Raw genomic sequence first — 24,348 nt, 5'->3', positions numbered from 1 at the left:
TAAATTCCTGGAAATCGAAATTAAGGCACTCTTTGAGTTTATTGCTTATCTAGAACAATTCGGGCTCGAAAGTTAATGGAGTATTTCAATTTTATAATTGTCTGATTCTATATATCGTTTTGACGTGTCTGATATTTCTGCCCATTTAATAATGGCGGGGCCAACGGGTTCTGACAAAATATAATCGAGTCCATCAACATCAATTTTATAGTCTTCTTGAACATGTGGTGTATTAATGCCAATTAGTGCATGTTGTGGCACGTAAACTATGGCCATACGTAAGTTACTAAACATTTGACCTAAAATACTCGCCATTAACGTTACTTTACTATCGCAGTCGCCTCGGTTTGAATCGATAAGTCTCAAAGGGGGCAAAAAGCCAGCTCCATTGTTAATTGCTCTAGATTCAATCGTGTCATAAGGAATGCTCTGGACCCAAGATAATAAAAATGTTGCTACAACTTTTGGTCTCGCCTTTGGAAATTTTTTGTGCAGTTGGTCAATTATCGGTTTTAAGGAGTCGCCACTTTCTGAAATAAACCTTTTATGATCAGGCTTATAGCTTATTGAGTTCTTGTCGTCCGTATACCCGAATGGCGAAAACCTTATGTAGTATTCCTTTTCGAGAAATTCAGAAATCGATTCATTTGACCTCTCATTTAACATTTGAATTGTGTCATCAACCCATTGCTGCTCAGAACCAGAAACGCTATAACTAACGCCATTAGCTTGAGGAATTAAATCAACTTTTCCATGTCTTGGATTTAACGTATTAATGGCCATTAACAAGCTACGTTTTACGTATTTAGTCATGCGGGTAGGACTTAGCGCTTTAAAATGTCGAAACTTATTATTGCTAACGGTGCGGGCAATCGAAAAGGACAGCTGTTGTTTTTCGCCATTCACATCTAACCATTCATAGCGGTAATTATAGTGAGATTTACTTTCGGTTTTTCGAAAATCTAGTTGCTCAGCTAATATCGGACTAGAGACCAAAATTAAAATCATAAAGCAAAATTTACTAATTCGACTCAGCACAGTAGATCAGATCCCTATTTGTTTCGCTATTATTAAGGAGTGTAGCGGCAAAAGTATAAAAAGTTTTAAAAATAAGTAAGTTGATATTTCCATCTATGCTGAAGGGCAATGACTTAAATTGCATAGACGCGCATAGTCAAAAACTGGTCACGATTGAAACTCAGTCCATAAATGCCAGACGTTAATCCGTGAAATTCAGGTGTTTAAGCTAAAACCTGTTAATTAAAAGGTAACATGGATTCCGTTAGCTGGAATTGAACTTACCAGTACATCCGAGTAGCGAGTATTAACTATGTAAATAATGACGTGTCATAGCTATTTAACCGTATATAACCAACCCTAAGTTAACCTTATCCAGACTAAAAGACTAAAAGACTAAAAGACTAAAAGACTAAAAGACTAAAAGACTAAAAGACTAAAAGACTAAAAGACTAAAAGACTAAAAGACTAAGCAACTTGCGCCACATTTAACAACTCTTTTGCATTTGCTCTGGTGTTTTTAGAGATTTGTTCACCGCCCAATAATCTAGCAAGTTCGTCTATTCGGCCTTTTGGCGTCAAGCTTTGCATTGAAGTATGAGTCTGATTGTCGCTCGATGTTTTTTGGACAAACTGTTGTTGATGTCCAAAGCAAGCAACTTGGGGTAAATGGGTCACGCATATGACTTGCGTATTATCTGCAAGTTTGCGCATTAGTTTGCCAACAGCCGAAGCTGTTGGGCCTGAAACACCAACGTCAACTTCATCAAATAACAATGTTGGTGTTGTTACACGTTTCGCGATTATGACTTGAATCGCTAAACTGATCCTACTCAACTCACCACCAGAGGCAACTTTAGCTAAAGGCTGTAACGGTTGACCAGGATTCGTTGTGACCATAAATTCAATCCTGTCGTTGCCACTAGCAGAAGGGCCAGTTGTTAGGCCAGAGATAGCTATTGAAAACTGGGCTCCGGGCATGTTTAATGACGCCATGCTGTCACTTATAAGTTGGTCTAATTGAGCTGCATAATCAGTGCGTACTTTTGTTAAGTCTGCAGCAAGTTTTGAATATGTTTGCTCTGCTATTTGTATTTCCAACTCCAGCTCTTCGAGTCGGTCGCCTGAAACACTAAGCTGAGTTAATTCATCTTTTAGTTCTTGCTCTTTAACTGACAGGTTATGCGGCGAGACATTGTGTTTCCTTGCCAAATCCATGTAAGTTTCAATGCGTTGCTCTATTTCAAACAAACGCTCAGGATTTAATTCAAGTTGATCCAAATAACGACGTAATTCGCTAGCCCCTTCGTCAAGCTGAATAAGAGCCGATTCAACGAGTTCTACTGTCGCTGATAAATTTTCGTCTAATACAATTGATTTATGCAGTAGCGACAAGGCTTGTTGAGTTGCTGAATACGCGTTTCCAGAGTCACCTTCATATAAACACGAAAGGGCACCTTGGGAGTCAGCAAGTAAAGACTGTGCATGATGCAAACGTTTATGCTCTGCCTCAATTTGTTCAAACTCACCTTCTTGAACTTCCGCATCGGCGAGTTCATTTACTTGATATTGTAGTAGCTGTTGCTGAGCACTAAACTCATCCTGCTGCTCTTTTAATTGTTTAAACTCTTGGACGACACTCAACCAATTTTTATAGGCTGCTTTTACATCAGTCAGTAATGATGTGTTTGCCGCATATTCGTCTAATAAAATACGCTGGTGATCTGGTTTTGTTAATTGTTGGTGGGCGTGTTGTCCGTGAATACTTACTAACAAGTTGCCAATAGACTTTAGTGAGCTCGCAGGAACTTGGCTACCATTGATGTAACCTCTTGAGCGGCCTTCTTTTGAAATGACTCGACGCAATATACATTCATTGTCGGCCTGCAGATCATGTTGCTCCAACCAAGTTTGAGCTGCGGGAAGATTTGCTATGTCGAAACAGGCTATAACTTCTGCTTTGTCTTCATCAGCACGCACCATATTTGCGTCACTGCGTTCGCCTAAGGTTTGTGCAAGTGCGTCTATAGCGATGGATTTACCTGCGCCTGTTTCACCGGTAATGGTTGTCATTGCGCTATGCCATTGGACTTCTAAGTCTTTAACAATGGCGAAATTTTTAATAGCAAGAGAAACTAACATGGGCAACATTCAAGTTTAATATACTGTTGTCATATACAGTAGTTTAAACAGTGGTTAATGTCTAACCTTTTATTTATTCTATTTTGTTAGTAGTTTTGTCTTCCCCAATGCAATTTTTTTCTAAGCACGTCGTAGTAATCATATTCACTAGGATGGATAAGACGAAGACCTTGATGATGCTTTTTAATGACAATCTCATCACCTATGGCATTACCGAGAGTCTGACATGGCTGTCACAACTAATTTGCAGCAAGGCATCATTTGATTTACTCACGACAATTTTTAGTTCACTGTCGGCATCAACAACTAAAGGCCGACTTGTTAAAGAATGTGGAAACATAGGCACAAGAGTCATGGCATTTAAATTGGGGTGTACAATTGGACCACCGCCAGACAGTGAATAGGCTGTAGAGCCTGTAGGGGTTGATACAATTAGGCCATCTGACCTTTGATGAAAAACAAACGAACCGTCGATAAAGGCTTCAAATTCAATCATGTGAGCAACTTTGTCGGCGTGTAATACCACCTCATTCATTGCCGAGTTATTGGCTTTTGTTACCTCATGTCGGTTTATTGAAACGTCCAACAAATAGCGCATTTCAGTTGTGTATTCACCATTTAAAACATTTGTTAAAGCCTTAGTCAAAGTTTTCTGGGTCAAGGTCAGTTAGAAATCCTAAGTTACCCCTATTAACACCAATTACAGCGACATCGTATCGACTTAATACGCGGGCGGTACCCAACATATTACCATCGCCACCAACGACAATAACCAAATCACATTGTTGGCCTAGGCTAACCAAGTCTGCCGTTTGCATGGTTTTGTCGTTAATGTAATTTGACACATTTTCTTCAACAATAGGCTTGTAGCCGAGTTCACAAAGGAACTTGTAAAGGCTAACAACTGTGCCTTTTGTCGCATTGTGGTTCGCTTTACCTATCAAGCCAATAGTTTTAAAGTGTTGTGTCATTGTATTTTTCCTAAATGCCCTAATAACAGGTTGTAGAAATAGATTATTATGCGTTATAGCGTTTTTAGCGAGTAATTAGAAGTATGAGAATAGGTTTGAATGTCAAAAACTTGTAAAAATCAACGATCTGGGGTCGTTCTAAAGCTAATAATAGAACATTATTTGCGTGAAGGAATTCCTATTGCGTCTAAGATGATCGCAGACAATCCTGTCGTTGGTGCTTCTCCTGCTACTGTGCGGAACGTAATGTGTACTCTGGAACATGAGGGATTCATCTATTCTCCTCATACGAGTGCCGGTCGAATTCCGACGCATAAAGGGTTACGTTGTTTTATTGACGGTATTTTAAATCGAACCCATGTAATAGAAAACCATTTACAACAATTAACAACCAGCTTTAGTAAATCGGTCACGTCAGAAGACATGTGTCAAAAAGCCAGTCAGTTAATTGCCGACATGACAAGTATGACGGGTCTTGTTGTTATGCCTAAGCCACACGACATGATCATCCGCCAACTTGAATTAGTCCGGCTAGCAGACAGCCGAATTTTATGTGTGCTGATTGATGAGCATGACCATGTGCAAAATCGAGTGGTGGACATTCAACGCAGCGTGACTGACCAAACCTTACACCAGACCTTATTATTGCTTAACACGTCACTTGCAGGTTTTAATTTTGATGAAGGTGCAGAACGATTAACTTATGCTTTGAAGCAGGCAGATCCTGAAGTAGCCAGATTGGTGAAGTCGGCACTATTTGGCGAAACCGTCGAATTTAATGAACAAATTGTTTTTGCTTCCGGCGAAACGCGCTTATTAAATTCAGATATATCAAATGATATTAATACGTTAAGAAGACTGATACGTTTTTTGAAGATGTATCGCCAATAAATCACTTATTTAATCAAGCACGACAAGAGAATAAAGTGCACGTATTTATAGGTGCAGAAACAGGGGTCGACGCTTTTGAACATTGCAGTATTGTAATGAAGCCGTTTTATAAACAAAATAAGGTGGTTGGCGTGATTGCGGTCGTAGGTCCGGTACGGATGGATTATCAAACTGTGATATCGTCTGTCGATATGACAGGGAATATTCTGTCTTCAGCCTTGAATCGGTGATAGCAATCCCCATAATAGCCTGCATATTTGACAATTTTGAATACACGAATCGATTGGAGTAGTAAAACTCATGTCTGAGCAAGAGACTAAAGTAAACCAAGAATCGGCAGAAAATGCCCAAGAGCAAACTGTTGAGAATGCTGAACAAACAGAACAAAACACAGCTGACAATGTCGAAGTGTTAAATAGTGAAGCAGATATCATTGCCAAACTAGAGGCTGAACTTGCTGAAGCCAAAGCAACTATTGAAGGTCAAAAAGATTCTGTGGTACGCGCTGCTGCAGAAGTTGACAACATGCGTCGCCGTGCGGCATTGGATGTTGATAAAGCCCATAAGTTTGCACTAGAAAAATTTGTAAATGAACTGTTACCTGTTATTGATAATATGGAACGAGCGATTGAATTTTCTGACAAAGAAAATGAATCATTAAAGCCAGTATTAGAAGGCGTTGAGCTTACTCAAAAGTCTTTTATCGACGCGGTTGCCAAATTTAACGTTGAAGTAGTGAACCCACAGGGTGAAAAATTTAACGCTGAGTTCCATCAAGCGATGGCTATGCAACCAAGTGCTGACGTAGAACCAAATACAGTAATTGCTGTAATGCAAAAAGGTTACACGCTAAATGGCCGATTACTGCGTCCTGCCATGGTTATGGTATCTAAAGCGCCAGAATAGAAATCGATATAAGTTATCGTATTAATTCTCTTAAAACCCGCTATCTGCGGGTTTTTTATTAAGCGGAGAACGGGTAATATCTTCGTTCATCTAATAAACCTTTTAGAGGTGTTTTAAAAATGACTAAAGTCGGAATATTTGGTGCGAATGGCCGTATGGGGCGCAACCTTATTCAAGCCACTGTCGAAGACGACAACGCATTGCTAAGTGCAGCAGCTGTACGCGAGAGTTCACCATTTTTGGGGATTGATGCTGGGCTAGTTGCTGGCATCCAAGAACAAAATATAAAGACGAGTGCAGACTTAGACCAATTAGCTAAAGATACAACCGTTTGGATTGACTTTACGTTACCAGAAGCACTTGAGCTGAATATCAAATACTGTGTTGCTAATAAACTTAATTTAGTTGTTGGTGTTACTGGCCTAACGGCAGAGCAAGAACAACAACTTGTTGATGCGTCTCAGCATATTGCGATCGTATACGCAGCAAACTTTAGTACTGGTGTGAACTTGCTATACAAACTACTTGAAATTACTGCTAAAACCATCGGCAACGACTGTGATATTGAAATAATTGAAGGTCATCACAGATTTAAAAAGATGCTCCATCTGGGACGGCATTAGCATTAGGTAAGGTTATTGCAAACACATTAGACCGTGATCTGGATAAGGTTGCTGTTTACGGCCGTGAAGGCGATACAGGAGAAAGAAAACGTGAAACTATAGGTTTTGCGACGGTAAGAGCGGGTGATATTGTCGGCGAACACACTGCTTTGTTTGCAGATATCGGTGAAAGGGTTGAAATTACTCATAAAGCATCTAGCAGATTGACCTTTGCTAAAGGTGCAGTAAGGGCTGCGAACTGGTTGACAGGAAAACAAAATGGACTGTTTGATATGCAAGATGTACTCGGTTTAAAAGAAGTTAACTTATAATTTTATAGCTTAAGATATAAAATTTGATTTAGTCGACTGTTTTCATGTTTTTGTATTTTTTCTAGCCTAAATATGATCTCTTAGCTACAATACTCGGAATTTGCCTAATGTTTGTGATACTCGAATTTTGAACAGCATCAAAATTCGAATTTCCGACTAAGATTAACCGGTTGCAGACCAACCATAAAAGTCTGCATATCATTGCTAGGAGGTTATCTTGACTCAACCCGCGCTATTGGTTCTGGAAGACGGAACAATGTTCCACGGTACTGCTATTGGTGCCGACGGATTGTCTGTTGGTGAAGTAGTTTTTAATACTTCAATGACAGGCTATCAGGAAATAATTACTGATCCCTCATACGCCGAACAAATTGTCACTTTGACATACCCACATATCGGTAACTACGGTACAAACTCTGAAGATGAAGAAAATGATACGATTTGGGCTAAAGGCCTAGTTATCCGTGATCTTCCTTTAGTTGCGAGTAACTTCCGTAGTGAACAGGATTTAAGTTCATATCTAAAAGCCAAAAATATTGTTGGCATCGCCGATATCGATACTCGAAAGTTAACTCGAATTCTACGAGATAAAGGCGCGCAAAACGGATGTATTATCGCGGGTGAAGTAGACGAGGAAAAGGCATTAGCAGCAGCTAAAGCATTTCATAGTATCAAGGGAATGGATTTGGCTAAAGTTGTTACATGTGAATCAATTCACGAATGGACAATGGGTAGCTGGCAGTTAGGTAAGGGTTTTACAGCACTTGCAGACGAACGTTTCCATGTGGTTGCTTATGATTACGGCGTTAAACGTAACATTTTAAGAATGCTGGTGGACCGCGGTTGTCGCGTTACTGTCGTGCCAGCTCAAACACCAGCTGCAGATGTATTAGCATTAAATCCAGATGGCATCTTTTTATCAAATGGCCCATAGTGATCCAGAACCATGTGACTATGCCGTTACTGCAATTAAATCTTTCCTAGAGACTGATATTCCAATTTTTGGTATTTGTTTAGGCCACCAATTGCTTGCAATTGCAAGTGGGGCACAAACAGCAAAAATGAAGTTTGGTCATCATGGCGGTAACCACCCTGTACAAGACTTAGCGACAGGTAAAGTGATGATTACTGCACAGAACCACGGTTTTGCTGCGGATGAAGCTACATTACCGGCAACGTTGCGCGCAACGCATAAGTCGTTGTTTGATGGCACATTGCAAGGTATTCACCGTACTGACAAACCAGCGTTTAGCTTAGGGACATCCAGAAGCGAGCCCGGGTCCACACGACGCGGCACCACTGTTCGATCATTTCATTGAGTTAATGACCGAATTTACAAGCGCAAATAAGTAATTGTACCGATAGAGACTAAGAGAAGAAAATCATGCCAAAACGTTCCGACATAAAAAGTATTCTGTTATTAGGTGCAGGTCCAATTGTTATCGGTCAAGCCTGTGAATTTGACTATTCAGGGGCACAAGCCTGTAAAGCATTAAGAGAAGAAGGGTACCGAGTCATTCTAGTTAACTCGAACCCAGCAACAATAATGACAGATCCAGAAATGGCCGATGCTACCTACATCGAACCAATTCACTGGGAAGTTGTTGAAAAGATAATTGAAAAAGAACGCCCAGATGCCGTTTTGCCAACAATGGGTGGCCAGACTGCACTTAACTGTGCACTTGATCTTGAAAAGTACGGTGTTCTTGAAAAATACAATGTTGAAATGATAGGCGCATCTGCTGATGCGATTGATAAAGCGGAAGACCGCTCTCGTTTTGACAAAGCAATGAAGTCGATTGGATTAGAATGTCCACGTGCTGAAACAGCTCATTCAATTGAAGAAGCATTTGACGTGTTATCACGCATCGGCTTCCCTTGTATTATCCGTCCGTCATTTACGATGGGTGGTTCAGGTGGCGGTATTGCTTACAATAAAGAAGAATTTGACGAAATTTGTCGTCGTGGTTTAGATCTTTCACCAACTAAAGAGTTGTTAATTGACGAGTCTTTAATCGGTTGGAAAGAATACGAAATGGAAGTGGTTCGTGACAAAAACGACAACTGCATAATCGTATGTTCTATCGAAAACTTCGACGCGATGGGTGTGCATACTGGTGACTCAATTACGGTTGCTCCTGCACAAACATTAACGGATAAAGAATATCAAATCATGCGTAACGCCTCAGTTGCGGTATTGCGTGAGATTGGTGTAGAAACTGGTGGTTCAAACGTACAGTTTGGTGTTAATCCTGTAGATGGCCGTATGGTGATTATCGAGATGAACCCACGAGTTTCCCGTTCATCAGCGCTAGCGTCTAAAGCAACAGGTTTCCCAATTGCTAAAATAGCCGCCAAGTTAGCGGTAGGTTACACGCTTGATGAACTGCAAAATGATATAACAGGTGGTGCAACTCCAGCATCATTTGAACCGACTATTGATTATGTTGTGACTAAAATTCCTCGTTTCAACTTTGAGAAATTTGCCGGTGCAGACGACCGACTAACCACTCAAATGAAATCAGTTGGTGAAGTTATGGCCATTGGCCGTAACCAACAAGAGTCATTGCAAAAAGCATTGCGCGGATTGGAAGTGGGCGTGTCAGGTTTTGATCCTATCATCGACTTATCCGCTGATGACGCACACGAAACCATCATCCATGAGTTAAAAGAGCCTGACGCTGAGCGTATTTGGTATATCGGTGATGCGTTCCGTAGTGGTTTAGATCTTGAAGCAATCTTTAAATTGACGAACGTAGACCCTTGGTTTTTGGTTCAAATTGAAGATTTAATCAAGCTTGAAGCTGAAATTGAAGAGCGCGGTTTTGCTGGTTTAGACAAGGCGTTTTTACGCAAGTTAAAACGTAAAGGTTTTGCCGACAAACGCATCTGTGACATTTTGGGTATAAGCGAAAAAGAAGTTCGTAAAAAACGTCACTCACTTGGTATTTTACCAGTGTACAAGCGTGTTGATACCTGTGCCGCTGAATTTAGCTCAGACACAGCTTATATGTATTCAACTTACGACGAAGAGTGTGAAGCAAACCCAACAGACAAAGACAAAATCATGGTTATCGGTGGCGGTCCAAATCGCATCGGCCAAGGTATTGAATTTGACTACTGTTGTGTTCACGCCTCATTGGCACTTCGCGAAGATGGTTACGAAACTATAATGGTTAACTGTAATCCTGAAACGGTTTCAACAGACTACGATACTTCTGACCGTTTGTACTTCGAACCTATTACCCTTGAAGACGTCTTAGAAATCGCCCGCGTTGAAAAACCAAAAGGTGTTATCGTTCAATATGGTGGTCAAACGCCACTTAAATTGGCTCGTGCATTAGAAGCAAACGGTGTACCTATCATAGGTACTTCTCCAGATGCTATCGACCGTGCTGAAGACCGTGAACGTTTCCAACAGATGGTTGACCGTTTAGGGTTGTTACAACCTGAGAACGCGACAGTAACGTCGGTTGAACAAGCGATTCTTAAGAGTAAAGAAATTGGATTCCCATTGGTTGTTCGTCCATCTTATGTACTTGGTGGTCGTGCGATGGAAATCGTATATGACGAAGCTGATTTACGTCGTTATATGACCGAAGCTGTTTCTGTTTCAAATGAAGCACCAGTACTACTTGACCGTTTCTTAGATGACGCGATTGAAGTTGACGTTGACTGTATCTGTGATGGTACCGACGTTGTTATCGGCGGCATTATGGAACATATCGAACAAGCGGGTGTTCACTCTGGCGACTCAGCATGTTCATTGCCGGCATACTCGTTACCGCAAGACATTCAAGATGTTATGCGTAAACAAGTTCGTGATATGGCTTTAGAACTCGGCGTTATTGGCTTGATGAATACACAGTTCGCGGTTAAAGATGGCGAAGTTTACTTAATCGAAGTAAATCCTCGTGCTGCTCGTACCGTACCATTTGTTTCTAAAGCGACAGCAATTCCACTTGCGAAAGTTGCAGCTCGAGTTATGGCTGGTCAATCGCTTGCTGATCAGGGAATCACGAAAGAAGTGATTCCTCCATATTTCTCTGTAAAAGAAGTTGTTATTCCATTTAACAAATTCCACGGCGTTGACCCAATTCGTGGTCCAGAAATGCGCTCTACAGGTGAAGTAATGGGGGTTGGCGATACATTTGAAGAGGCGTACGCTAAAGCACAACTTGGTGCGAGCATTGAATTACCTCGCGGTGGACGTGCATTAATTTCAGTACGTGATGCGGATAAAGTTCGTGTAATCGACTTAGCTAAAAAGCTAATCATTGCAGGCTTTGAATTAGACGCAACACGTGGCTGTGCAAAAGTACTTGAAGAAGCGGGAATTGAAGTTCGTAAAGTGAATAAAGTTTTCGAAGGTCGACCACATATACTTGACCGCATTAAAAATGGTGAGTACAACTACATAGTGAATACTGTTGAAGGTCGTCAAGCAATTGAAGACTCAAAAGTATTGCGCCGTGGCGCTCTTCGTTATAAAGCCAACTATACAACGACATTAAACGCAGCATTTGCAACTTGTTTAGCAAATGAAGCCGATGACCGTGGTAGCGTAGAGTCTTTACAAAACTTACATAAGAGAATTGTGTAGTATGAGTACTCAAGTACCTATGACAGTGCAGGGCGCAGAAGCTTTGCGTGCTGAATTGACAGAATTAAAAACCGTAACTCGCCCAAGAATTGTCGCGGATATCGCAACAGCTCGTGAACACGGAGACCTGAAAGAAAACGCGGAATACCATGCGGCTCGTGAGCAACAGGGTTTTTGTGAAGGTCGTATTCAAGAAATTGAAGCGAAGTTGTCAAACGTCCAGATTATTGATGTCACAAAATTACCTAATACAGGTAAAGTGATATTCGGTACAACTGTGACCATATTAAATGTGGAAACGGATGACGAAACGACTTATCACATTGTGGGCGAAGATGAAGCTAATTTTAAAATTGGTAAAATCTCAATTGGTTCACCAATTGCGCGTGGTTTGATAGGTAAAAGCGTAGACGATATTGCAAAAATTCAAACACCTGCTGGTGTTGTCGAATATGAGATTTTGGAAGTGCTTTACCGTTAATTTATAAGATGACTTAACGTCTTTATAAAACAGCTGGCATTGCCGGCTGTTTTTGATCCTGACATATAGAAAATTTACCTAATTTGGTGCATTAATAGTATTATTCATGGGGTGAATGACACCTATACATAGCATTTATATATATAGGGCAAGTTGTTATTTCATTTATACGCAGTGACTACTATAATAGAAATCCAATTTACCTATGGTAATGACATTATCAATAGCATTTTAAGATCATAGAGAGTATCAAATGAGCCTGTATTTAGATTATTTAGCGGAAATTGAAAGTCGTAAAAATGACTTGGGATTGGCGCCTAAGCCAATTGATAGCGCAGAATTGTTGTCAGAAATTATTGCCCAAATCAAAGACACTGGAAACCAATATCGAGAAGATTCATTAAAATTCTTCATCTACAATACACTTCAGGTACTACGAGTGCTGCTGGCGTAAAAGCTAAGTTCTTAAAAGAAATCATTTTAGGTGAATCTGAATTAGCCGAAATTACACCAGAATTTGCATTTGAATTACTTTCGCATATGAAAGGTGGTCCTTCTATTGAAGTGCTACTTGATCTTGCACTAAGTGACGAACCGTCACTATCAGCACCAGCTGCTGACGTGCTAAAAACTCAAGTATTCTTATATGATGCTGATACTGCTCGCTTAAAAGCCGCATTAGAAGCGGGCAATGCAGTTGCTAAAGATCTTTTAGAAAGCTATGCCAAAGCAGAGTTTTTCACAAAATTACCAGACGTTGAAGAAAAGATTGAAGTTGTTACATATATTGCCGGTGAAGGTGATATTTCAACGGACTTACTTTCTCCAGGTAACCAAGCGCACTCACGTGCAGACCGTGAATTACACGGCAAATGTATGATATCGCCTGAAGCTCAACAAGAGATCCAAGCATTACAAGCTAAACATCCAAACGCTAAAGTGATGCTTATCGCTGAAAAAGGCACTATGGGTGTTGGTTCTTCTCGTATGTCAGGTGTTAACAACGTTGCGTTATGGGCCGGTAAACAAGCAAGTCCATATGTTCCATTTATTAATATTGCACCAGTTGTTGCTGGTACAAATGGCATTTCACCAATCTTCCTAACGACTGTTGATGTAACAGGTGGTATTGGTCTTGACCTTAAAAACTGGGTTAAGAAAGTTGATGCAAACGGTAATACCGTTGTAGACGAAAATGGCGATGCAGTTTTAGAAGAAGCATACTCAGTTGCGACTGGTACAGTGCTTACTATTGATACTAAAGCTAAAAAATTATTAAATGGCGACAAAGAGTTAGTAGATATTTCATCTGCTTTTACACCGCAAAAAGTCGAATTTATGAAAGCGGGTGGTTCTTACGCGGTAACATTCGGTAAAAATTACAAACTTTTGCAGCTGAAACACTAGGTATTGAAACACCACAGGTTTTTGCTCCATCAAAAGAAATATCAGTGGCTGGCCAAGGCTTAACTGCGGTTGAAAAAATATTTAACAACAATGCCGTTGGCGTAGCTTCAGACACGCCTTTGCACGCGGGGTCAGACGTTCGTGTTCGAGTGAATATTGTTGGTTCTCAAGATACAACTGGGCCGATGACTTGCCAAGAGTTAGAAGCGATGGCTGCATCTACTATTTCACCACTTGTTGATGGTGCATACCAATCTGGTTGTCATACAGCATCAGTTTGGGATAGCAAAGCTCAAGCAAACATTCCAAAGTTAATGAGCTTCATGAACAAATTCGGTCTAATCACGGCACGTGATCCGAAGGGCGTTTATCATGCGATGACGGACGTAATTCATAAAGTATTAAATGACATTACTGTAGATGACCGCGCTATCATCATTGGTGGTGACTCGCATACACGTATGTCTAAAGGTGTCGCATTTGGTGCCGATTCAGGAACGGTTGCAATCGCACTAGCTACTGGTGAGTCAGCAATGCCAATTCCTGAGTCAGTAAAAGTGACGTTTAAAGGTAAAATGCAAGGCCACATGGATTTCCGTGATGTGGTACATGCAACTCAAGCGCAAATGCTTAAGCAATTTGGTGGCGAAAATGTCTTCCAAGGTCGCATCATTGAAGTGCACATTGGTACATTATTAGCTGACCAAGCATTTACTTTCACAGACTGGTCTGCAGAAATGAAAGCCAAAGCTTCCATCTGTATTTCAAATGATGAAACATTAGTTAAATCTATCGAGCTTGCTAAGAGCCGTATCCAAATCATGATCGACAAGGGTATGGAAAACGAAGCTAAAACGCTTAACGGTTTACTTGCATTAGCAGACAAACGTATTGAAGAAGTAAAATCTGGCTCAAACCCAGCATTGTCTCCAGATGATAACGCTAAATACTATGCAGAAGTTGTTATTGACCTAGACGTTATCGATCAACCGATGATTGCTGACCCTGACGTAAACAATGACGATGCATCTAAGCGTTATACCCATGACGTTATTCGTCCTGTTTCTTTCTACGACGGTAAATCTGTAGATTTAGGTTTTGTTGGTTCATGTATGGTTCATAAGGGAGATATGCAAATTATCGCTCAAATGTTGCGTAACATTGAAAAGCAAAACGGCAAAGTAGAATTCAAAGCGCCATTAGTTGTTGCGCCACCAACTTATAACATTGTTGATGAGCTTAAAGCGGAAGGCGATTGGGATATTTTACGTAAGTACTCAGGATTTGAATTTGACGATGCACATCCAAAAGATGCTGCACGTACGAAATATGAAAACATCATGTACTTAGAACGCCCTGATTGTAACTTATGTATGGGTAACCAAGAAAAAGCTGAACCTGGTGATACTGTTATTGCAACATCAACTCGCTTATTCCAAGGCCGTGTTGTAGCTGATACTGCTGAGAAAAAGGTGAGTCGTTACTTGGTTCGACTCCGGTTGTTGTACTTTCAACTGTACTAGGTCGTTTCCCGACAATTGAAGAGTACAAATCTGCAGTAGTGGGTATCGATTTAACTCGATTTGCACCACCTACTGAAGAGATGACGACTAAATATGTTGACCTAGCGGTTCCTGTTAAACGGATCTAATTCGCATATCTTTGCGTCGTAATTAGCCGTTTAGTGCGGTACCGAAATGAAAAGCCAGTTCAATGAACTGGCTTTTTTGTATTTACCCGCCAGTTAAAATTTGAGGAGCGCCCGTTTATCTTGCTAGATAATTAATCAAACAAACCTTTTCAACACAAATTCACACCTTTACATCCGCAGATAAACATTTAACTCAACCCGACTAGCCGTTCCGAGTCCTATATTCTAGACATCAAACACATAGAGACAATTGTTGTAGACTCGAGTTACAGAATTTATCAGGACACCCACTCAAGTTATCAGGACACCCACTCAAGTTATCAGGACACCCACTCACGTTATCAGGACACCCACTCAAGTTATCAGGACACCCACTCAAGTTATCAGGACAGCCACTCAGTTATCAGGACACCCATTCAAGTTATCAGGACACCCACTCACGTTATCAGGACAGCCACTCACGTTATCAGGACACCCACTCAAGTTATCAGCAAGTTAGCAGGACACCCACTCACGTTATCAGGACACCCACTCAAGTTATCAGCAAGTTATCAGGACACCCACTCAAGTTATCAGGACACCCACTCACGTTATCAGGACACCCACTCACGTTATCAGGACAGCCATTCAATTTATCAGGACACCCATTCAAGTTATCAGGACACCCACTCACGTTATCAGGACACCCATTCAAGTTATCAGGACAGCCACCTAAATTTAACAAAAACAAAAACTAAAACGATACTATTTGTCCGTCCCCCTTGAAAATAACAGCTACAAGCAACAAATAGAGAGTATTGAATTAGAAATAGATCAGATCATGACAAATCCCATAGAAATCAATATAGAAAACGTACAACAAGAATTACTCGACGCATCGCAACAAAAATTCATATTGATTGATTTTTGGGCCGACTGGAGTGAGCCGAGTAAACAACTCTCGCCATTGTTGGTAAAAATTGCCTCCGAATATGGCGAAAGCTTAAAGCTGGCCAGAATTAATTGTGACGAGCAGCAACAAATTGCCATGCAGTTTGGCATCAAAAATTTGCCAACGGTTGTTTTATTTAAAGAAGGTCAACCGCTTGATGGCTTTGCAGGTGTGCAAACAGAAGCCGAGATCAAAGCAATGTTAGATAAACATCTGCCGAAGCAGCAAGACTTGTTATTTACGCAAGGTTGTCAGTTAGTCGAAGAAAGTAAGTGGCTCGAAGCATTTCCAATTTTAAAACAAGTATTGGAACTGGAACCAGAAAATAGTCAATTTAAACTAATGTATGCAAATGTTGCGATTGAACTTGGTAAAGTTGATGAAGTTGAAGCTATATTGCAGTCTACTAAAATGGCAGATCAAGATGCTCTCTATTTACAAGTACTCGCTAAGCTAGATTTAGCTAAACAGGCTGCAGAAAGCCCTGAGGTTCAAGCCTTACAACAACAGTTAGAAGCTGAACCTGATTCTTTGGAATTAAAACTTAAACTTGCAGTTGCCTTACATCAAGTCAATCGCAATGAAGAATCGCTTGATTTGTTATTTAGTGTACTTCAAAAGGATTTAGGTTTTGCCGACGCGAAAAAACGTATCTTGATATCATTGCATCTTTGCCAGATGGCGATGTAACAGCAAGTAAATATCGTCGAAAAATTTACGCCTTATTGTACTAAGTTGGTAAGTCAGTAAGCGATTTTGTGTGTATTCAACAACGTATTTTGTTAAGCAATATACGGCTATGGCGGTTTTGAAAAATTGACATTAAAACCGCTTTAACTTAACCAATAGCATCTTTCAAACGGCCAAGTTGATAGTAGGCTCGTTGTCCCAATCGCCTAAATGGGGCAAAAGGGAAATGCGGCAATTCTGTCGAAAGTGGCGAGTTTATATCTTTGCCTACAATTAAATCTGCAAGTTGCTTGCCCGCTAATGCGGTGAATGAAACCCCAGAGCCACAATACCCTGTAGCATAATAAACATTATTTTTTGTTTTATGAATATGTGGCATTTGGTCTAAAGATACAGAAATCCAACCATGCCAATTGTGATCGATATTCAGCTTTTCTAATCCATGAAAACTATTTTTCAATTCGTGTAAAAGTCTGTTCGCATACTTTGGATCTAGAGCGTGGGCGCCGGTTATAGCCCCGCGGCCCCCGAATAATATTCGGTTATCTGGTAATAAACGGTAGTAGTATTTTAGTTCCCGCGTATCCATCATAACTTGTCTAGTTTTGAAATTGGCTGCTTCGCGTTGTACGTTCGTTAGCGGTTCGGTGACAATGACACTTGTTAATACGGGGAGAATTTTATGCTGTAGTGCTGATGCCATTTTACTTGGAGTATAGCCATTGGTGGCCATCACTAACTTGTCAGCCGTAACACTACCACTATGCGTCGTAACTCTATGGTTAGAATCAGATTGAATTTGAGTCACCGAGCTGTTGGTGTAGATTTTTATCCCTAGTGATTGCGCTTTTTGAGCATACGCATGTACAAGTTTGAGAGGGTGGATCCCAAACCCATTGGAATATCGAATTGCGCCATGGATCTTTTGGTGACAAACATAATCGTTTTGAAACGCTTGTTTGTTAATGGTTTCAACATTGTAGTTAAAATTTTGATGTAAATAATCCGCCGATTTTTCCAATCGGTCGTACCATTTTTCGCTATGGGCAAGCTTTAAGTATCCAGATTCGCACTGGCCAATGTCGTATTCTTTGCCAATTTCTTCTACTAAGTTGATGCCCTGTAAAAAGTCGTTATGTAAGCGGCTTGTCGCTTGAGATCCAAAACGACTAACAAGTTGTTGATAAGACAATCTGCCAGAACTAAGGCAAAACAAAACCGGCATTTCTGCCGCTGCAGCCCCAGCCAATTTCATTAGCATCAAGGATTACAATATTTTTAAAGCCCTGTTGAACAAGGTTAATGGCACAAGTTAACCCAGTGTAGCCAGCCCCAATGATCACAACGTCAGCAGTTATGTCGGCATTAAGTATTTTTGTGTCTGATTTAGCCCCAACGACATAATTTTTGTGCCAATAGCTTTGTGGTGATGATTGATTTGAAGCAAGCTGTTTACTCAGTAAAGGATCATAAACTGCCATATTTAGGTAAACTCCAACATCATTTCTGTTGCATCACAGTGACAGTCTTTTCCACAAATAATGCAAATATAGTCTGGAATCGTTGCGTCATTATGCCAACGCCGAGGATGGGTTTTTATTAACTGGCCACCCGCTTTCGTAAAATATTTATAAGAAGCGTTACCCGGACTTTGCATCCAAATGTGGCTGAGGCCAGCTTTTGCACCCATTTGCTTTAACGTGGCAACTGACTCTTTGAGAAGCAACCCGCCAAGTCCTTTACCTTGATAGTCTGGATGGATAGTATTGCACTTAAAATAGGCTACCAAATTCGCTTCAACAGGCCAATGACTTGGTGTACACCATTTATCCAATGGCCACGAATTTGGTGCGTAAGTGAGTCTAAATCCAACCAATTTTTTTGGCGTAACTGACGTGTCGTAAAGAACGTAGCTACAGTTTAAATCGTTATAAACACTGCGCTCTAACATCTTTTTTAGGGATTTATTGTCTAAGTAGCCTTCACCATGGACTCGATTTCCCAATGCGATCACATCGTTGAAGTCAGTTAGTGATAAGGGTTTTAGTGACAGTAGGTCTCGATTCATGATTATGCTCTTTTGCTATGAGTGGCGTTAATTCTGCGATCATTTGGTCTGTTACCCCTTGGTTTTGGCTAACAAATCGTTTCGCTTTTTTGCCATTCCGGCGCGTTTAATAGGGTCATTGAACAACATCTGCATTGTGCTAAGCAACTCTTTTTGTGAATCTAGTTGAATGCAAAATTTCTTTTTTGGCACTGTTTAAATACAGTCTTAAAGTTAAATGTATAGGGACCGGTAATGATAGGCAAACCGACAGCGGCAGGCTCAATGGGATTGTGCCCACCGGTTTTGACTAAACTCCCACCAATAAAACAAATGTCAGCTAATGTAAGATACCAGAACATTTCACCAATAGTATCGCCAATTAAGACCTGAGTCTGAGAATGAATAGGCACAAAATGTTCATTTTTAACGTTTAATGAGTTCTGGGATCTGACCATTTCGGAGTTAACACCAGACAGCGTTGAGCGATGTTGTATTGCAAATTGCTCCGAAGCTAACAATGCCACTTCTTTAAATCGTTCTTTGTGGCGAGGCACTACAATTAAAAGTAAATTTGGTTGAGTTTTTAACAGTTGTTTATGCGTGGCAAAAATGATCTTTTCTTCTTTATCATGAGTACTCGCCGCTACCCAAATCGGCCTAGCAAGGCCTTTTTTATCTTTTCGGCGTCCGCTATTTGTTCGGTAGGTAAAGATAGGTCGAATTTAATATTGCCAATTGCTTTGATTTTTTGTTCATTACATCCCAAACGGATAAGGCGTTTCTTGTCAGGTTTATATTGCGCTAAAACTAAATCTAAAGTGGTGATCATTTCTTTCGTGGTTTTGGGGAGCTTCAAATACCCTTTCAACGACTTTTTAGAGAGGCGAGCATTAACGAGTACCACTGGTATCCCTTTACGTTTAGCAAAAAGTAAAAAGTAAGGCCACAATTCTGTTTCTAACATAATAGATATCTGTGGTGATACTTTTGATAAAAAACGTTCCATTAATACCGGTATATCAAATGGTAAATAGCGAATAGTGACCTGCTGTAAACTCGAAAACAGCGATGTAGCTCTAGAACGTCCTGTTGGTGTTGTTACCGTTATTAAAATGGGTTTTTCAGGGTAAGTTATTGCCAACTTACATATTAATATTTGAGAGGCATTAGCCTCACCAACCGACACTAAGTGGATATGAATTGGACGAACGTTCTGACCAAATTGGGGTAAGCCAAAACAAAAACGTTCTTTTAGGTGTTTTTTGTAATCTGGATTTTTAAAAGACCGGAATGCATATTTGCACATAATAAAGGGTAAAAGCAGGAAAAAATAAATGAATAGATAATTCGAGGCATAGGTCATGTTAACGAAAAATGAAGGTTACCTGATTAAACGAGTAAATTGTTTCAATTTAATTAACAAATCGCACGGTTGTTTCTGTTTTAACAAAACCTTAATGTTTCAGACTCAAATTTGTCGCTTTTTATTATTAATATTGTCGCAATCAAATTGACTAAAATTTAAGTAACAGTGGCAATACACTCAACTATTCCAAAACGAATACTCATTATTCGCACCAGCGCAATTGGTGATGTGATAATGGCGTCTCCAATGGTCGCTGCATTAGCCGACCGCTACCCAAATGCCGAACTCTTTTGGCTATTGGAGCCTCATCTAGAGGCACTAGTGAGTTCCAATCCAAATATTCATGGTGTTGTTGCATTTCCTAAAGCTGAATGGAAGCGACTATTTAAAGAAAGGCGTTATCGTGAATTATTTTACGCCATTAAATCTATGCGTGACAAATTACGAGATCTAAAAATTGATTTAGCAATTGATGTCCAAGGGTTGGCTAAGAGTGGCATTTGGGCTTGGTTAAGTAATGCCAAGAGGCGAGTTGGATTTATAAGTAAAGAACCGACAAAAATTTTTATGACTGAAAGGATCAATAAACCTAAAAATGACCCTGAAATTAGCTCTGAATACAAAGCGATGGCTCAATATTTAGGCTGTAACACAGAGTCTTTTTATATGGACATCCATATCAGCAGTAGTGATAAAACTCACGTTGCTACTAAATTACTGGAATGGCTACCATTTTCTGGTGGCATAGATCAATTTGCAAAAGTCAGCAGCCAAATAAAGATCAACGAAGATAAGATTAACCAAGACACCCACCGATATAACAGCCGAGTAAAGCAAGCAGCAAAAGCCGAAAACTTAGGGACGAACTTACCCTATCTGGTGATATGTCCTTTTACTACGCGGCCGCAGAAGCATTGGGTCAATAGTCATTGGCGAGACTTAATTAAACAAATTTCAATTCATTTTGGGCTGCCTGTACTAGTTATTGGTGGTCCAGACGACCATTCGAACGCCACTAAAATAGTAGCTGAATTAGCGAATGCAAAATCTTTATGTGGTGAGCTCAGTTTAATTCAAAACATCGAAGTGATAAGTAAGGCAAAAGCATTAATAGGTGTTGATACTGGTATGACACACGCGGGTATTGCAAAGTCGGTGCCCACAGTGGCCTTGTTTGGATCAACTCGTCCTTATCTCGTTACCCGTGTTGAACAAACTGAAGTCCTTTACCTTAATAAAAGTTGTGCGCCTTGCAAGAGAAATCCTAGTTGCAACGGCACGTTCGATTGTATGGCAGATATTAGTGTGCCATCCGTCATGACGACGTTGAATCGTATTCTTAATTCAAGTTCAAATACAAATAACGTGAGAAGTGCATCATGAGAATATTACATGTTGAAGCCGGTAAACATTTGTATGGTGGCGCATTACAGGTGCACTATTTAACCTCTGGGTTATCAAAATATGGGATTAAATCATTTTTAGCAGCACCAAGAGGCGCTGAAATTTATGACGTAATGCACGGTGATGTTGTGCCGCTTCCCATGAAAATGGCAGGGGATCTTGATGTTTCGTTAATATTTAAATTAGTCAAAGCAATCCGCATTCATAAGATTCAATTGGTACATCTGCATAGCAGAAGAGGAGCTGATCTATTTGGACTAATTGCTGCAAAGTTAACAAATACACCGGTGGTCATTTCGCGGCGAGTCGACAATATCGAGCCCAATTGGTTTTCAAAATGGAAATACCATCAATGTAATAAAGTGATCACTATTTCAGACGGGATACGAAACGTACTTTTAGATGCTGGCGTAGATTCTAATCAAGTCACTACGGTATTGAGTGCCGTTGATACTGATGAATATAAGCCAATAGATCACAAATCAACGCTCAAACGGTCAAACAATAATTGGTTTCTTAAAGAGTTTAAGCTCGATAGAAGTGACGTTGTTATTGGTGTTCTAGCGCAATTTATCCCAAGAAAAGGCCATTCGGTTTTATTTTCTGCGTTTAAATCACTCATTGCAAAAGAGCCTAATGTTCAACTGTTGGTCTTTGGTAAAGGGCCACTAGAGGAAGAATTAAAACAAGAAATTATTCAACTGGGCTTATCTAACAAGGTTCAGTTTTGCGGTTTTCGAACGGATTTGGCGCGCATTTTACCAAACTTAAACCTTGTTGTTCACCCAGCATTCGCCGAAGGTTTAGGGGTGTCACTTTTACAAGCGAACGCCTGCGGAGTTCCTATAATCGCCAGTCGTGTTGGCGGTATTCCTGAAATAGTAACTGATGGGCTCAATGGTCTGTTGGTTGACCTAGGTAATGTACAAGAATTGTTTAATAGCCTTGAGGACTTAGTTAGCGATACCAAACGAATTGAGCAAATGGCTGCTGCAGGACGGGAAAAGGTACTCAAAACGTTTTCTATTAAAGCAATGGTTGAGGGGAATGTAAGTGTTTACAAACACTGCATAAAAAAGTGTTAAGTCAAGTTTGACCCCATTACAAAGTTGAGGCGATTTCACTTTTCCTGTGCCAGTTGCGCTCTTTATATTAATCAGAAATACAATCGATGAAAGATAAAATGATTACCAAACAAGACAGTGAAATGGGTTGTACCCCGCAAGATAGTGACATTAAGCTATCACTAAAAAATCAGAGAATTTAGAAACATTGACAGTTGTTTCCTGTGCTAATGAAAAGTTTTCGTGTGGTTTAGTAATGTCTATGGTTTCTGCTCTAGCGCACTCAAGTGGTGAATTTTTTATGAACTTATAGTACTCGATGGTGGTTTGTCGGAAGCCACAAGAATGTCACTAAACTTAAAGCTTCAAGATGTATCTAACAGAATAGGCACACCATTTTCACTAAAGTTTATATCCCCAAGCAAAGAGTCGATTGATAAGTTACCAAAAAGGGTTGGTTCATGGATGACATACGCCCGTTTTTTATTGGCGGAAATTTTGCCGCAAAAAGCCGTGATCTATTTAGACTCCGATATCTTGTGCTTTCGTGGCATCGAAGAGTTTTATACCAGCTGGGACAACGTCGCCCCCATTGTTGCATCTCGAGATCCTAAGCAGACGATTGATAAAGATTGGCCAGATGAAGCGAATGCGGCGCCAAAAGGTGTCATGTATTTTAATGCGGGACTCATTTTACTGAATTTGGATTGGATGCGCTGCAATTTGCCTTTGGCTAAAGTTGAAGAGCTGGTGGCTAAGTTTGGGATGGATCGACTTAAGTTTCATGACCAAACCATTCTTAATTACATGTCACATGGCAAAGTGATCGAAGTGGCGCGGGAGAATAACTGGGTTTTAGCAACGGAATATGCAATGCAAGTTATCGACAACTGGCAAAGTGTAAATATTCATTACGTTGGCAGAGTAAAACCGTGGTTAAGGCAAAAAACTGAAGCGCGACGCTTTATTCCTGAAGTTCTGTATTTTCATGCGAGTAAAGTCTATTGCATCGATGGAGTAAAAGAACGCGTACTCGATGAACAAGACCTAAAAGTTGTTAGAAACAAGGCTCGGTTTTATAAGTGGCTAAAACCTACGAGAGCTAGGACATATCAATCTGTGTTGAAATCACTTAGTCGACAAGTTGAACTGGAGTCAAAATTAACTAGTGATGTTTTCTATCGCCGCTAAATCAGCATTCTATTGAAACTTCTAACTGTTTAGTTGAACGAATGGCAGATCAAAAGCTGGGTGTCCAAGTAATTTACAAATGGCTGTCCATGTAATTTACAAATGGCTGTCCATGTAATTTACAAATGGGTGTCCATGTAACTTATGAATGGGTGTCCATGTAACTTATGAATGGGTGTCCATGTAACTTATGAATGGGTGTCCAAGTAATTTATAAATGGGTGTCCAAGTAATTTATAAATGGGTGTCCAAGTAATTTACAAATGGCTGTCCATGTAATTTTCAAATGGCTGTCCATGTAATTTATGAATGGGTGTCCACGCAATTTAGGTGTCCATGCAACTTATGAATGGGTGTCCATGTAATTTCGTGGCTGTCCACGTAATTTATGAATGGTGTCCATGTAATTTATGAATGGGTGTCCATGTAATTTATGAATGGGTGTCCATGTAATTTATGAATGGCTGTCCATGTAATTTATGCGTGGGTGTCCACGTAATTTATGAATGGGTGTCCATGTAATTTATGAATGGGTGTCCATGTAACTTATGAATGGGTGTCCATGTAACTTATGAATGGGTGTCCACGCAATTTATGAATGGCTGTCCATGTAATTTATGCGTGGGTGTCCATGTAACTTATGTGTGGG

14 protein-coding genes and 5 pseudogenes are annotated in these 24,348 nt (G+C 40.2%); 11 read left to right on the top strand and 8 right to left on the bottom strand.

Annotation, left to right across the window (positions count from 1 at the left end):
* Positions 1 to 72: 72 nt before the first annotated feature.
* The 3 genes and pseudogenes from PN838_RS08740 to nadK form a co-directional block, all read right to left on the bottom strand.
* Positions 73 to 1,008, bottom strand: coding sequence for a hypothetical protein (locus PN838_RS08740; protein WP_272180410.1), 936 nt, complete (start codon positions 1,006 to 1,008; stop codon positions 73 to 75).
* Positions 1,009 to 1,485: 477 nt separating this feature from the next.
* Positions 1,486 to 3,159: a DNA repair protein RecN gene (gene recN, locus PN838_RS08735; RefSeq protein ID WP_272180409.1), complete on the bottom strand. Its 1,674-nt coding sequence runs from the start codon at positions 3,157 to 3,159 to the stop codon at positions 1,486 to 1,488.
* 86 nt (positions 3,160 to 3,245) lie between these two features.
* A pseudogene (nadK, locus tag PN838_RS08730) lies at positions 3,246 to 4,130 on the bottom strand (NAD(+) kinase).
* Positions 4,131 to 4,229: 99 nt separating this feature from the next.
* On the opposite strand from nadK, the pseudogene hrcA reads away from it, so the two are divergent.
* The 8 genes and pseudogenes from hrcA (at position 4,230) to PN838_RS08685 (ending at position 16,624) form a co-directional block, all read left to right on the top strand.
* Positions 4,230 to 5,251, top strand: a pseudogene (hrcA, locus tag PN838_RS08725) (heat-inducible transcriptional repressor HrcA).
* A gap of 70 nt (positions 5,252 to 5,321) precedes the next feature.
* A complete protein-coding gene (gene grpE / locus PN838_RS08715; protein WP_215963579.1) occupies positions 5,322 to 5,927 on the top strand; it encodes a nucleotide exchange factor GrpE in 606 nt (201 codons plus the stop codon).
* A gap of 119 nt (positions 5,928 to 6,046) precedes the next feature.
* Positions 6,047 to 6,861, top strand: a pseudogene (dapB, locus tag PN838_RS08710) (4-hydroxy-tetrahydrodipicolinate reductase).
* A 217-nt stretch (positions 6,862 to 7,078) separates the two neighbouring features.
* Positions 7,079 to 8,214 (top strand): annotated as a pseudogene (gene carA / locus PN838_RS08705) (glutamine-hydrolyzing carbamoyl-phosphate synthase small subunit).
* A gap of 31 nt (positions 8,215 to 8,245) precedes the next feature.
* Positions 8,246 to 11,464 (top strand): carbamoyl-phosphate synthase large subunit, encoded by a 3,219-nt coding sequence (gene carB, locus PN838_RS08700; protein WP_272180406.1) that lies wholly within the window; start codon positions 8,246 to 8,248, stop codon positions 11,462 to 11,464.
* Between the two features lies 1 nt (position 11,465).
* Entirely contained in the window at positions 11,466 to 11,945 is a 480-nt protein-coding gene (greA, locus tag PN838_RS08695) for a transcription elongation factor GreA (protein WP_215963583.1), read from the top strand.
* A gap of 253 nt (positions 11,946 to 12,198) precedes the next feature.
* A pseudogene (locus PN838_RS08690) lies at positions 12,199 to 15,003 on the top strand (bifunctional aconitate hydratase 2/2-methylisocitrate dehydratase).
* Between the two features lie 748 nt (positions 15,004 to 15,751).
* Positions 15,752 to 16,624 (top strand): tetratricopeptide repeat protein, encoded by an 873-nt coding sequence (locus PN838_RS08685; protein WP_334313328.1) that lies wholly within the window; start codon positions 15,752 to 15,754, stop codon positions 16,622 to 16,624.
* A 148-nt stretch (positions 16,625 to 16,772) separates the two neighbouring features.
* On the opposite strand, the gene PN838_RS08680 is transcribed toward PN838_RS08685, so the two are convergent.
* The 5 genes from PN838_RS08680 to PN838_RS08660 form a co-directional block, all read right to left on the bottom strand.
* On the bottom strand, positions 16,773 to 17,879 hold the full coding sequence (locus PN838_RS08680) for an NAD(P)/FAD-dependent oxidoreductase (RefSeq protein ID WP_272180405.1): 1,107 nt from the start codon (positions 17,877 to 17,879) through the stop codon (positions 16,773 to 16,775).
* The gene (locus PN838_RS08675) at positions 17,827 to 18,105 is read right to left on the bottom strand and encodes an NAD(P)/FAD-dependent oxidoreductase (RefSeq protein WP_272180404.1); all 279 of its coding nucleotides are present in this window, start codon (positions 18,103 to 18,105) and stop codon (positions 17,827 to 17,829) included. The genes PN838_RS08680 and PN838_RS08675 overlap by 53 nt, the downstream gene beginning before the upstream one ends.
* A 2-nt stretch (positions 18,106 to 18,107) precedes the next feature.
* Positions 18,108 to 18,692, bottom strand: a complete 585-nt coding sequence (locus tag PN838_RS08670; RefSeq protein WP_215963587.1) for a GNAT family N-acetyltransferase — start codon at positions 18,690 to 18,692, stop codon at positions 18,108 to 18,110.
* A 161-nt stretch (positions 18,693 to 18,853) separates the two neighbouring features.
* Complete coding sequence (locus PN838_RS08665) at positions 18,854 to 19,228, bottom strand: hypothetical protein (protein WP_272180403.1); 375 nt, start codon at positions 19,226 to 19,228, stop codon at positions 18,854 to 18,856.
* Between the two features lie 89 nt (positions 19,229 to 19,317).
* Positions 19,318 to 19,980 carry a 3-deoxy-D-manno-octulosonic acid transferase gene (locus tag PN838_RS08660; protein WP_272180402.1) on the bottom strand — a complete coding sequence of 221 codons (663 nt, stop codon included), beginning with the start codon at positions 19,978 to 19,980 and terminating at the stop codon, positions 19,318 to 19,320.
* A 225-nt stretch (positions 19,981 to 20,205) separates the two neighbouring features.
* Between PN838_RS08660 and PN838_RS08655 the strand changes: the two genes are divergently transcribed.
* The 3 genes from PN838_RS08655 (at position 20,206) to PN838_RS08645 (ending at position 23,699) form a co-directional block, all read left to right on the top strand.
* Positions 20,206 to 21,423, top strand: a complete 1,218-nt coding sequence (locus tag PN838_RS08655) for a glycosyltransferase family 9 protein (RefSeq protein ID WP_272180401.1) — start codon at positions 20,206 to 20,208, stop codon at positions 21,421 to 21,423.
* Entirely contained in the window at positions 21,420 to 22,529 is a 1,110-nt protein-coding gene (locus PN838_RS08650; RefSeq protein ID WP_272180400.1) for a glycosyltransferase family 4 protein, read from the top strand. The genes PN838_RS08655 and PN838_RS08650 overlap by 4 nt, the downstream gene beginning before the upstream one ends.
* Positions 22,530 to 22,835: 306 nt before the next feature.
* A complete protein-coding gene (locus PN838_RS08645) occupies positions 22,836 to 23,699 on the top strand; it encodes a glycosyltransferase family 8 protein (RefSeq protein ID WP_272180399.1) in 864 nt (287 codons plus the stop codon).
* Positions 23,700 to 24,348: the final 649 nt, after the last annotated feature.

Source organism: Psychrosphaera algicola, from assembly GCF_028401425.1.
GTDB lineage: Bacteria > Pseudomonadota > Gammaproteobacteria > Enterobacterales > Alteromonadaceae > Psychrosphaera > Psychrosphaera algicola.
The sequence above is the reverse complement of the archived record's forward strand: the minus strand, read 5'-3'. Positions and strand labels throughout refer to the sequence as shown.